Annotated in this window: 18 protein-coding genes; all 18 read right to left on the minus strand. The window is 66.0% G+C overall.

All coding sequences use genetic code 11. From position 1 onward, the window contains the following. Positions 1-39: 39 nt before the first annotated feature. Positions 40-423 (minus strand): 50S ribosomal protein L18, encoded by a 384-nt coding sequence (gene rplR, locus ACFYXC_RS31145; protein ID WP_189776125.1) that lies wholly within the window; start codon positions 421-423, stop codon positions 40-42. A 3-nt stretch (positions 424-426) separates the two neighbouring features. Continuing rightward, positions 427-966, minus strand: a complete 540-nt coding sequence (gene rplF, locus ACFYXC_RS31150) for a 50S ribosomal protein L6 (protein WP_388920580.1) — start codon at positions 964-966, stop codon at positions 427-429. Between the two features lie 24 nt (positions 967-990). Beyond that, the gene (gene rpsH, locus ACFYXC_RS31155; protein ID WP_006376041.1) at positions 991-1,389 is read right to left on the minus strand and encodes a 30S ribosomal protein S8; all 399 of its coding nucleotides are present in this window, start codon (positions 1,387-1,389) and stop codon (positions 991-993) included. A 235-nt stretch (positions 1,390-1,624) separates the two neighbouring features. Continuing rightward, positions 1,625-1,810: a type Z 30S ribosomal protein S14 gene (locus ACFYXC_RS31160; protein ID WP_003948630.1), complete on the minus strand. Its 186-nt coding sequence runs from the start codon at positions 1,808-1,810 to the stop codon at positions 1,625-1,627. Between the two features lie 5 nt (positions 1,811-1,815). Then, a complete protein-coding gene (gene rplE / locus ACFYXC_RS31165) occupies positions 1,816-2,373 on the minus strand; it encodes a 50S ribosomal protein L5 (protein WP_107022199.1) in 558 nt (185 codons plus the stop codon). Next, positions 2,373-2,696, minus strand: a complete 324-nt coding sequence (gene rplX, locus ACFYXC_RS31170) for a 50S ribosomal protein L24 (RefSeq protein WP_149511971.1) — start codon at positions 2,694-2,696, stop codon at positions 2,373-2,375. Before rplX ends, rplE begins: the two co-directional genes overlap by 1 nt. Positions 2,697-2,698: 2 nt before the next feature. Further along, the gene (gene rplN, locus ACFYXC_RS31175; RefSeq protein WP_003992364.1) at positions 2,699-3,067 is read right to left on the minus strand and encodes a 50S ribosomal protein L14; all 369 of its coding nucleotides are present in this window, start codon (positions 3,065-3,067) and stop codon (positions 2,699-2,701) included. 103 nt (positions 3,068-3,170) lie between these two features. Next, positions 3,171-3,458, minus strand: coding sequence for a 30S ribosomal protein S17 (rpsQ, locus tag ACFYXC_RS31180; protein ID WP_221353028.1), 288 nt, complete (start codon positions 3,456-3,458; stop codon positions 3,171-3,173). Beyond that, the gene (rpmC, locus tag ACFYXC_RS31185) at positions 3,458-3,682 is read right to left on the minus strand and encodes a 50S ribosomal protein L29 (RefSeq protein ID WP_003998824.1); all 225 of its coding nucleotides are present in this window, start codon (positions 3,680-3,682) and stop codon (positions 3,458-3,460) included. Before rpmC ends, rpsQ begins: the two co-directional genes overlap by 1 nt. Then, positions 3,682-4,101, minus strand: a complete 420-nt coding sequence (rplP, locus tag ACFYXC_RS31190) for a 50S ribosomal protein L16 (RefSeq protein WP_004927269.1) — start codon at positions 4,099-4,101, stop codon at positions 3,682-3,684. The genes rpmC and rplP overlap by 1 nt, the downstream gene beginning before the upstream one ends. 5 nt (positions 4,102-4,106) lie before the next feature. Further along, positions 4,107-4,970 (minus strand): 30S ribosomal protein S3, encoded by an 864-nt coding sequence (gene rpsC, locus ACFYXC_RS31195; protein ID WP_388920587.1) that lies wholly within the window; start codon positions 4,968-4,970, stop codon positions 4,107-4,109. Then, the gene (rplV, locus tag ACFYXC_RS31200; RefSeq protein ID WP_030619142.1) at positions 4,970-5,317 is read right to left on the minus strand and encodes a 50S ribosomal protein L22; all 348 of its coding nucleotides are present in this window, start codon (positions 5,315-5,317) and stop codon (positions 4,970-4,972) included. Before rplV ends, rpsC begins: the two co-directional genes overlap by 1 nt. A 41-nt stretch (positions 5,318-5,358) precedes the next feature. Next, positions 5,359-5,640 (minus strand): 30S ribosomal protein S19, encoded by a 282-nt coding sequence (rpsS, locus tag ACFYXC_RS31205; protein ID WP_010986346.1) that lies wholly within the window; start codon positions 5,638-5,640, stop codon positions 5,359-5,361. Between the two features lie 12 nt (positions 5,641-5,652). Beyond that, complete coding sequence (rplB, locus tag ACFYXC_RS31210; RefSeq protein ID WP_028805741.1) at positions 5,653-6,489, minus strand: 50S ribosomal protein L2; 837 nt, start codon at positions 6,487-6,489, stop codon at positions 5,653-5,655. Between the two features lie 39 nt (positions 6,490-6,528). Further along, the gene (gene rplW / locus ACFYXC_RS31215) at positions 6,529-6,945 is read right to left on the minus strand and encodes a 50S ribosomal protein L23 (protein WP_388920592.1); all 417 of its coding nucleotides are present in this window, start codon (positions 6,943-6,945) and stop codon (positions 6,529-6,531) included. Next, positions 6,945-7,610, minus strand: coding sequence for a 50S ribosomal protein L4 (gene rplD, locus ACFYXC_RS31220; RefSeq protein WP_388920596.1), 666 nt, complete (start codon positions 7,608-7,610; stop codon positions 6,945-6,947). The genes rplW and rplD overlap by 1 nt, the downstream gene beginning before the upstream one ends. 7 nt (positions 7,611-7,617) lie before the next feature. Further along, complete coding sequence (rplC, locus tag ACFYXC_RS31225; RefSeq protein ID WP_388920599.1) at positions 7,618-8,262, minus strand: 50S ribosomal protein L3; 645 nt, start codon at positions 8,260-8,262, stop codon at positions 7,618-7,620. Positions 8,263-8,278: 16 nt separating this feature from the next. After that, entirely contained in the window at positions 8,279-8,587 is a 309-nt protein-coding gene (gene rpsJ, locus ACFYXC_RS31230) for a 30S ribosomal protein S10 (RefSeq protein WP_003948644.1), read from the minus strand. Positions 8,588-8,864: the final 277 nt, after the last annotated feature.

The following is an 8,864-nucleotide window of genomic DNA, read 5'->3' on the forward strand; positions in this document are numbered from 1 at the left end:
ATTACCTCTCTCTGTTTCCGCTAGCTCCGGAACCAGGACTCAGAACTTGAGTCCGGCTTCGCGGGCGGCGTCCGCCAGAGCGGCAATGCGCCCGGCGTACTGGTTTCCACCACGGTCGAATACGACAGCCTCGACACCGGCGGCCTTGGCGCGCTCGGCGACCAGGGCTCCGACCGACTTGGCCTGCTCGGACTTGTCGTTCTCGCCGCCGCGGATGGACGTGTCCAGGGTGGACGCGGACGCGAGGGTGTGACCCTTCACGTCGTCGATCACCTGGGCCACGATGTGGCGGTTCGAGCGCGTCACGACCAGGCGAGGCCGCTCAGCCGTACCGGAGATGTGCTTCCGGATGCGGATGTGACGACGCTTGATGGCAGCACGCTTGTAAGCGTCGCCCTTAGCAATCTTGACACCGTATGCCATGGCTTACTTACCCGCCTTTCCGACCTTGCGCCGGACGACTTCGCCCTCGTACTTGACGCCCTTGGCCTTGTACGGGTCGGGCTTGCGCAGCTTGCGGATGTTGGCCGCAACCTCTCCGACCTTCTGCTTGTCGATGCCCTCGACCGAGAACCGCGTCGGGTTCTCGACCTTGAAGGTGATGCCCTCGGGGGCCTCGACAGTGATCGAGTGGCTGTAGCCGAGCGAGAACTCCAGGTTGGAACCCTTCGCCAGGACTCGGTAACCGACACCGCTGATTTCGAGCTTCTTCACGTAACCCGTGGTCACGCCGGTGATCATGTTCGCCACCAGCGTGCGGGACAGGCCGTGCAGGGCCTTGTTCTGACGCTCGTCGTTCGGGCGGGTGACATTGAGAATGCCGTCCTCGCCCTTCGCGATCTCGATCGGCGCCGCGACGGTGTGGGAGAGGGTGCCCTTGGGGCCCTTCACCTGGACCGTACGGCCGTCGATGGTGACGTCCACGCCGGCGGGAACCGTGATGGGGAGCTTGCCAATACGCGACATAGCTGTTTCCTCCGTTCCCTTCCGCTACCAGACGTAGGCGAGAACTTCTCCGCCTACGCCCTTCTTGCCGGCCTGCTTGTCGGTGAGGAGACCGTGCGACGTGGAGATGATCGCCACGCCCAGGCCGCCGAGCACCTTCGGCAGGTTGGTGGACTTCGCGTACACGCGCAGACCCGGCTTCGAGATCCGCTTGATGCCCGCGATGGAGCGCTCACGGTTCGGGCCGAACTTCAGCTCGAGGACGAGCTTCTTGCCGACCTCGGCGTCCTCGACCTTCCAGCCGGTGATGAAGCCCTCCTGCTGGAGGATCTCCGCGATGTGCGACTTGATCTTGCTGTGCGGCATCGCGACATCGTCGTGGTACGCCGAGTTCGCGTTACGCAGACGGGTAAGCATGTCTGCGATGGGATCAGTCATGGTCATGAATTGGCCTTCGGCCTCTCTCGCCGGGGTTTCCTGTATGCGCCATCCCTCTCCCCACTCAGTGGCGGGACGGGTGCGGTGCGGGGACCTACGGCGTAGTAAGCGTTAACTAGTGGGCTGTGCCCACCTGCGTTCGGGCGGCAGACGCCCAACCCTCCCAGCCTAAGCCATGGAAGGAAGGGCTTCTGCCCGCCCACTGCTTACCGAGAGCGTCCGGGCGTTCCCTTTCGGGGAACTACCAGGAGCTCTTGGTCACGCCCGGCAGCTCGCCACGGTGAGCCATCTCACGAAGGCAGACGCGGCACAGGCCGAACTTGCGGTACACGGAGTGCGGACGGCCGCAGCGCTGGCAGCGCGTGTAGCCACGTACACCGAACTTGGGCTTACGAGCAGCCTTGGCAATCAGAGCCTTCTTCGCCATCTCGCTTACGCCTCCTTGAAGGGGAAGCCGAGGTGACGGAGAAGGGCACGGCCTTCGGCGTCGTTGGTCGCCGTGGTGACCACGGTGATGTCCATACCCCGGACGCGGTCGATCTTGTCCTGGTCGATCTCGTGGAACATGACCTGCTCGGTGAGACCGAAGGTGTAGTTGCCACGACCGTCGAACTGCTTGGGAGACAGACCACGGAAGTCGCGGATGCGCGGCAGCGCGAGCGACAGGGTGCGGTCCAGGAACTCCCACATGCGGTCGCCACGAAGCGTGACGTGGGCACCGATCGGCTGACCCTCACGCAGCTTGAACTGCGCGATGGACTTGCGGGCCTTGGTGACGGCCGGCTTCTGACCGGTGATCGTGGTGAGGTCGCGGATGGCGCCCTCGATCAGCTTGGAGTCGCGGGCGGCGTCGCCCACACCCATGTTGACCACGATCTTGACGAGGCCCGGGGTCTGCATGACGTTCTCGTACGAGAACTCTTCCTGCAGCTTGCCCGCGATCTCCTCGCGGTACTTCGTCTTGAGACGCGGAATGGTGGTGGTAGCCATCAGATGTCCTCACCCGTCCGCTTGGCAACGCGGATCTTGTTGCCCTCGTCGTCGAAGCGGTAACCGACGCGCGTGACGACCTTGTTGCCGTCCTTCTCAACGACCAGCTGGACGTTGGAGACGTGGACGGGCGCCTCGGTCGTGACGATGCCGCCGGCCTGCGAGCCGCGAGCGGTGGGACCGGCCTTCGTGTGCTTCTTGACCCGGTTGACACCCTCGACCAGGACGCGCTCGTCGCGCGGGTAAGCGGCAATGACCTTGCCCTGCTTGCCCTTGTCCTTACCGGTGATGACCTGGACCAGGTCGCCCTTCTTGATCTTCATGCTTACAGCACCTCCGGCGCGAGCGAGATGATCTTCATGAACTTCTTCTCGCGCAGCTCACGGCCGACAGGGCCGAAGATACGGGTGCCGCGAGGGTCGCCGTCGTTCTTCAGAATGACGGCGGCGTTCTCGTCGAAGCGGATGTACGAGCCGTCCGGACGGCGGCGCTCCTTGACGGTGCGAACGATGACCGCCTTGATGACGTCACCCTTCTTCACGTTGCCGCCGGGGATCGCGTCCTTGACGGTGGCGACGATGACGTCACCGATGCCCGCGTAGCGGCGACCGGAGCCACCGAGCACACGGATGCAAAGGATCTCCTTCGCACCAGTGTTGTCGGCGACACGCAGTCGCGACTCCTGCTGGATCACGTCTATCTCCTGATTGTCTGCCGGTTCCCGGGGCGGGACCGCCTGTTACGGCGGCCCCGCCCCGAGCCTGGCGGAACCGACCTGAGGGGTACCCCTCAGGTGCTTACTTGGCCTTCTCGAGGATCTCGACGATGCGCCAGCGCTTCGTCGCGGACAGCGGCCGGGTCTCCATGATGACGACACGGTCGCCGACGCCGGCAGCGTTCTGCTCGTCGTGGGCCTTGAGCTTGTTCGTACGGCGGATGACCTTGCCGTACAGCGCGTGCTTCACGCGGTCCTCGACGGCGACGACGACGGTCTTGTCCATCTTGTCGCTGACGACCAGACCCTCACGGGTCTTGCGGAAACCGCGGCTGCTCTTGGTCTCTTCAGTCACGTTGCTCTCGCTCATCAGGCGCTCTCCACCGTCTCGATGCCCAGCTCGCGCTCACGCATCAGGGTGTAGATCCGCGCGATGTCCTTACGGACGGCCTTGAGCCGACCGTGGTTCTCGAGCTGACCGGTCGCCGCCTGGAAGCGGAGGTTGAACAGCTCTTCCTTGGCTTCGCGGAGCTTCGCGAGAAGCTCCTCGTCACCCAGTTCGCGCAGCTCGGACGCCTTGGTACCGGCCGACATCACGCTTCACCTGCCTCGCGCTTGACGATCCGGCACTTCATCGGCAGCTTGTGGGCTGCGCGAGTGAGGGCCTCACGGGCGATCTTCTCGTTGGGGTAGGACAGCTCGAACATGACCCGACCCGGGTGCACGTTCGCGATCCACCACTCGGGGGATCCCTTACCGGAACCCATGCGGGTCTCGGCGGGCTTCTTGGTCAGCGGGCGGTCCGGGTAGATGTTGATCCAGACCTTGCCGCCACGCTTGATGTGGCGGGTCATCGCGATACGAGCCGCCTCGATCTGGCGGTTCGTCACGTACGCCGGCGTGAGGGCCTGAATGCCGTACTCGCCGAACGCGACCGTCGTACCACCCTTGGCCTGACCGCGGCGCTTGGGGTGGTGCTGCTTGCGGTGCTTGACCCTACGAGGGATCAGCATGTCGGTCAGACCTCCGTTCCGCCGGTAGAAGAGGGCGCGGCCTCGGCCGGAGCGGCAGCGGCGGGAGCCTCGGCCTTGGGGGCCTCGGCAGCCGGCGCGGACTGCTGCTGCGGCTTGCGGCCGCGGCCGCCACGCTCGCCACCACGACCGCCACCGCGGGCCGGGCGGTCGCCGCCGGGGCCGCCACCGCGGGCCGGGCGGTTGCCCGCACGGGCGGCGGCGTTCTCGGCGCGGACCTCGGCGATGTTCTTGACGTCGCCCTTGTAGATCCAGACCTTCACACCGATGCGGCCGAAGGTCGTCTTGGCCTCGAAGAAGCCGTAGTCCACGTTCGCGCGGAGCGTGTGCAGGGGCACACGGCCCTCGCGGTAGAACTCCGAGCGGGACATCTCGGCGCCGCCGAGACGGCCACCGCACTGGATCTTGATGCCCTTGGCGCCGGCCTTCATCGTGCCCTGCATGCTCTTGCGCATGGCACGACGGAAGGAGACGCGGGAGGACAGCTGCTCGGCGACGGCCTGGGCCACCAACTGAGCGTCGGTCTCCGGGCTCTTCACCTCGAGGATGTTGAGCTGGACCTGCTTGCCCGTGAGCTTCTCGAGGTCACCGCGGATGCGGTCGGCCTCGGCGCCACGGCGGCCGATGACGATGCCGGGACGCGCGGTGTGGATGTCCACCCGCACACGGTCACGGGTGCGCTCGATCTCCACCTTCGAGATGCCGGCGCGCTCCATGCCGGACGTCATCATCCGACGGATGGCGACGTCTTCCTTGACGTAGTCCTTGTACAGCTTGTCGGCGTACCACCGGGACTTGAAGTCCGTGGTGATGCCGAGCCGGAACCCATGCGGGTTAACCTTCTGGCCCATTACCGGGTTCCTTCCTTGCTGCTGACGACCACGGTGATGTGGCTGGTCCGCTTGCGGATCCGGTAGGCGCGGCCCTGGGCGCGCGGACGGAACCGCTTCAGGGTCGGACCCTCGTCGACGTACGCCTCGGAGATGACGAGGCTGTCGGCGTCGGTGTGGTCGTAGTTGTGTGCGGCGTTGGCGATGGCGCTGTCCAGCACCTTGCCGACGGGCACGCTCGCGGCCTGCGGGGCGAAACGCAGGACCGCCTGAGCCTCCGTGGCATCCATGCCACGGATAAGGTCCACCACTCGGCGGGCCTTCATGGGCGTGACGCGGATGTACCGCGCCTGGGCCCTGGCTTCCATGGTTGTCCTTCCAGTGTCTGTCATGGTCATTCCACCCCGCGTTAGCGGCGCTTCGACTTCCGGTCGTCCTTGACGTGACCCCGGAAGGTGCGCGTCGGCGAGAACTCGCCGAGCTTGTGGCCGACCATCGACTCGGTGACAAACACCGGAATGTGGGTCTTGCCGTTGTGCACCGCGATCGTGTGGCCGAGCATGGCCGGGATGATCATCGAGCGACGGGACCAGGTCTTGATGACGTTCTTGGAACCGGCTTCGTTCTGGGCGTCCACCTTCTTGATCAGGTGGTCGTCGACGAAGGGCCCCTTCTTGAGACTGCGCGGCATCTAAACCCGCTCCTAGCGCTTCTTGTTCGTCTTGCGGCGGCGGACGATGTACTTGTTCGAAGCCTTCTTCGGCGAACGAGTACGACCCTCCTTCTGACCCCACGGCGAGACCGGGTGACGTCCACCGGAGGTCTTGCCTTCACCACCACCGTGCGGGTGGTCAACCGGGTTCATCGCCACACCGCGAACGGTCGGGCGGACGCCCAGCCAGCGCTTGCGGCCGGCCTTGCCCCAGTTGATGTTCGACTGCTCGGCGTTGCCGACCTCGCCGACGGTGGCGCGGCAGCGCACGTCGACCAGGCGGATCTCTCCGGACGGCATGCGCAGGTGGGCCATCTGGCCCTCCTTCGCGAGCAGCTGCACGGAGGCGCCGGCGGAGCGGGCGAACTTGGCACCGCCACCGGGACGGAGCTCGATCGCGTGGATCGTGGTACCGACCGGGATGTTGCGGAGGGCCAGGTTGTTGCCCGGCTTGATGTCGGCCCCGGGACCGTTCTCGACGCGGTCGCCCTGCGACAGGTTGCGGGGGGCGAGGATGTAACGCTTCTCGCCGTCCGCGTAGTGCAGCAGCGCGATGCGCGCGGTGCGGTTGGGGTCGTACTCGATGTGCGCGACCTTCGCCGGCACGCCGTCCTTGTCGTGCCGACGGAAGTCGATCACGCGGTAGGCGCGCTTGTGTCCGCCACCCTGGTGGCGAACGGTCACACGACCGGCGTTGTTACGGCCGCCCTTGCTGTGCAGCGGGCGGACCAGCGACTTCTCCGGCGTGGACCGCGTGACCTCGACGAAGTCGGCGACGCTCGAGCCACGACGGCCCGGCGTAGTCGGCTTGTACTTGCGGATTCCCATTTCTCAGTCCTCGTCCGATATTCGGACCAGGGCGCTCCGTTAGGAGGCCTGGCCGAAGATGTCGATACGGTCGCCCTCAGCGAGGGTCACGATCGCCCGCTTGCTGTCCGCACGCTTGCCGAAGCCGGTGCGGGTGCGCTTGCGCTTGCCCTGGCGGTTGATCGTGTTGACTCCGGTGACCTTGACCGAGAAGACCGCCTGGACGGCCTGCTTGATCTGGGTCTTGTTGGCCCGCGGGTCCACGACGAAGGTGTACTTGCCCTCGTCGAGGAGCGCGTAGCTCTTCTCGGAGACGACCGGCTTGAGGAGGACGTCACGGGGATCCGTGAAGCTCTTGCTCAGCGGCGTCTCGACGGTGTTCTTGCCCTCGGCCTCGTGACGCTTCGCCTTGGCGATGCGCGCGGCCTTGGCGGCCTTGGCCGCCTTGGGGGCGATGCTCGGGTGACGCGTAGCCATCAGGCTTCGCTCCCTTCGGTGTCAGCAGCCGACGACTGCGGCGCGCCGGACACGAAGGACTCGAAAGCGGCCTGGGTGAAGACCACGTCGTCCGAGACGAGAACGTCGTACGTGTTCAGCTGGCCCGGCTCCAGGATGTGGACCTGGGGCAGGTTGCGCGCGGAGAGCAGCGCGGCCTCGTCGGAGCGCTCGATGACCAGGAGCACGTTCTTGCGCTCCGAGATCTTGCCGAGCAGGCTCTTCGCGGCCTTGGTGGAGGGGTTGTCGCCCTCGATCACGCCGGAGACGACGTGGATGCGAGCGTTGCGGGCCCGGTCGGTGAGGGCGTGGCGCAGGGCCGCGGCCTTCATCTTCTTCGGGGTCCGCTGCGAGTAGTCACGCGGCACGGGACCGTGCACGACGCCACCACCGGCGAACTGGGGCGCGCGGGTCGAGCCCTGACGGGCGCGGCCGGTGCCCTTCTGGCGGTACGGCTTCTTGCCGCCACCGCGAACCTCGCCACGGGTCTTGGTCTTGTGCGTGCCCTGGCGGGCAGCGGCCAGCTGGGCGACGACGACCTGGTGAAGCAGCGGGATGCTGATCTTCTCGACGTCGAAGATCTCCGCGGGGAGCTCGACCGTCCCGGTCTTGTCGCCCGCAGGCGAAATGATGTCAACAGTGCTCATCGTTACCTCAGGCCCCCTTGGCCGCGGTGCGGACCAGGACGAGGCCGCCGTTCGGACCGGGGACAGCGCCCTTGATGAGCAGCAGACCCTTCTCCGCGTCAACGGCGTGGACGGTCAGGTTCTGGGTGGTGACCCGCTCGTTGCCCATGCGACCCGCCATGCGGAGGCCCTTGAACACACGGCCCGGGGTGGCGCAGCCACCGATGGAACCGGGCGAGCGGTGCTTGCGCTGGGTGCCGTGACCGGCGCCGAGGCCCTTGAAGTTGTGACGCTTCATGACACCGGCGAAGCCCTTGCCCTTGCTCTTGCCGGTCACGTCCACCTTGACGCCGGCCTCGAAGACCTCGGCGGAGATCTCCTGGCCCAGCGTGTACTCGGAGGCGTCCGTGGTGCGGATCTCGACGAGGTGGCGGCGGGGGGTGACGTCGGCCTTGGCGAAGTGACCCTTGAGGGGCTTGTTCACCTTGCGCGGGTCGATCTCGCCGAAGGCGATCTGGACCGACTCGTAGCCGTCGGAGTCATTCGTACGGACCTGGGTCACGACGTTCGGGCTGGCCTTGACGACGGTGACCGGAACAACACGGTTGTTCTCGTCCCACACCTGCGTCATGCCGAGCTTCTCGCCCAGGATGCCCTTGATCTGCTTAGCCATTCTCAGACCACATCCCCTAGAGCTTGATCTCGATGTCGACACCGGCCGGAAGGTCGAGTCGCATCAGAGAGTCAACGGTCTTGGGCGTCGGGTCGAGGATGTCGATCAGGCGCTTGTGCGTGCGCATCTCGAAGTGCTCGCGCGAGTCCTTGTACTTGTGCGGCGACTTGATGACGCAGTACACGTTCTTCTCAGTGGGCAGCGGCACCGGGCCCGCGACCGACGCACCAGTGCGCGTCACCGTCTCGACGATCTTCTTCGCCGACGAATCGATGACCTCGTGGTCGTAGGCCTTGAGCCGGATGCGGATCTTCTGTCCCGCCATGGCTACTCAGTAGTCCTTTGTCTCGTGAAACGCTCTGCAACCCGGGGGTTCGCGTCCCCGCCTCCGACCCACGCGGTCGGGTGTGTCGCGCCCTCGGAGCAGAAATATCCAGCAATGGATTTCCCTGTCAGGGACGCGGTCCATCCCTTAGGTGACCGCAGGACCGGGGGCCGAACACCCACCGGGCGCCTGGTCTGCACCCCGCTGACACTTCCCGGAAGATTCCCGTACGTCCGCCCCAGCGCTGCCCTGGGGGCAGTTCGGGCGACGAGTACTG

The sequence above is a fragment of the Streptomyces sp. NPDC002701 genome (assembly GCF_042889045.1).
Classification (GTDB): domain Bacteria; phylum Actinomycetota; class Actinomycetes; order Streptomycetales; family Streptomycetaceae; genus Streptomyces.

What these genes read in the sequence shown, in the direction of transcription:
- rplR (WP_189776125.1), bottom strand. Translation starts at nt 423, where the DNA reads ATGGCATACGGTGTCAAGATTGCTAAGGGCGACGCTTACAAGCGTGCT.
- rplF (WP_388920580.1), bottom strand. Translation starts at nt 966, where the DNA reads ATGTCGCGTATTGGCAAGCTCCCCATCACGGTTCCCGCCGGCGTGGAC.
- rpsH (WP_006376041.1), bottom strand. Translation starts at nt 1,389, where the DNA reads ATGACCATGACTGATCCCATCGCAGACATGCTTACCCGTCTGCGTAAC.
- ACFYXC_RS31160 (WP_003948630.1), bottom strand. Translation starts at nt 1,810, where the DNA reads ATGGCGAAGAAGGCTCTGATTGCCAAGGCTGCTCGTAAGCCCAAGTTC.
- rplE (WP_107022199.1), bottom strand. Translation starts at nt 2,373, where the DNA reads ATGGCTACCACCACCATTCCGCGTCTCAAGACGAAGTACCGCGAGGAG.
- rplX (WP_149511971.1), bottom strand. Translation starts at nt 2,696, where the DNA reads ATGAAGATCAAGAAGGGCGACCTGGTCCAGGTCATCACCGGTAAGGAC.
- rpsQ (WP_221353028.1), bottom strand. Translation starts at nt 3,458, where the DNA reads ATGAGCGAGAGCAACGTGACTGAAGAGACCAAGAGCAGCCGCGGTTTC.
- rpmC (WP_003998824.1), bottom strand. Translation starts at nt 3,682, where the DNA reads ATGTCGGCCGGTACCAAGGCGTCCGAGCTGCGCGAACTGGGTGACGAG.
- rplP (WP_004927269.1), bottom strand. Translation starts at nt 4,101, where the DNA reads ATGCTGATCCCTCGTAGGGTCAAGCACCGCAAGCAGCACCACCCCAAG.
- rpsC (WP_388920587.1), bottom strand. Translation starts at nt 4,970, where the DNA reads ATGGGCCAGAAGGTTAACCCGCATGGGTTCCGGCTCGGCATCACCACG.
- rplV (WP_030619142.1), bottom strand. Translation starts at nt 5,317, where the DNA reads ATGGAAGCCAGGGCCCAGGCGCGGTACATCCGCGTCACGCCCATGAAG.
- rpsS (WP_010986346.1), bottom strand. Translation starts at nt 5,640, where the DNA reads ATGCCGCGCAGTCTCAAGAAGGGGCCCTTCGTCGACGACCACCTGATC.
- rplB (WP_028805741.1), bottom strand. Translation starts at nt 6,489, where the DNA reads ATGGGAATCCGCAAGTACAAGCCGACTACGCCGGGCCGTCGTGGCTCG.
- rplW (WP_388920592.1), bottom strand. Translation starts at nt 6,945, where the DNA reads ATGGCTACGCGTCACCCGAGCATCGCCCCCAAGGCGGCCAAGGCCGCC.
- rplD (WP_388920596.1), bottom strand. Translation starts at nt 7,610, where the DNA reads ATGAGCACTGTTGACATCATTTCGCCTGCGGGCGACAAGACCGGGACG.
- rplC (WP_388920599.1), bottom strand. Translation starts at nt 8,262, where the DNA reads ATGGCTAAGCAGATCAAGGGCATCCTGGGCGAGAAGCTCGGCATGACG.
- rpsJ (WP_003948644.1), bottom strand. Translation starts at nt 8,587, where the DNA reads ATGGCGGGACAGAAGATCCGCATCCGGCTCAAGGCCTACGACCACGAG.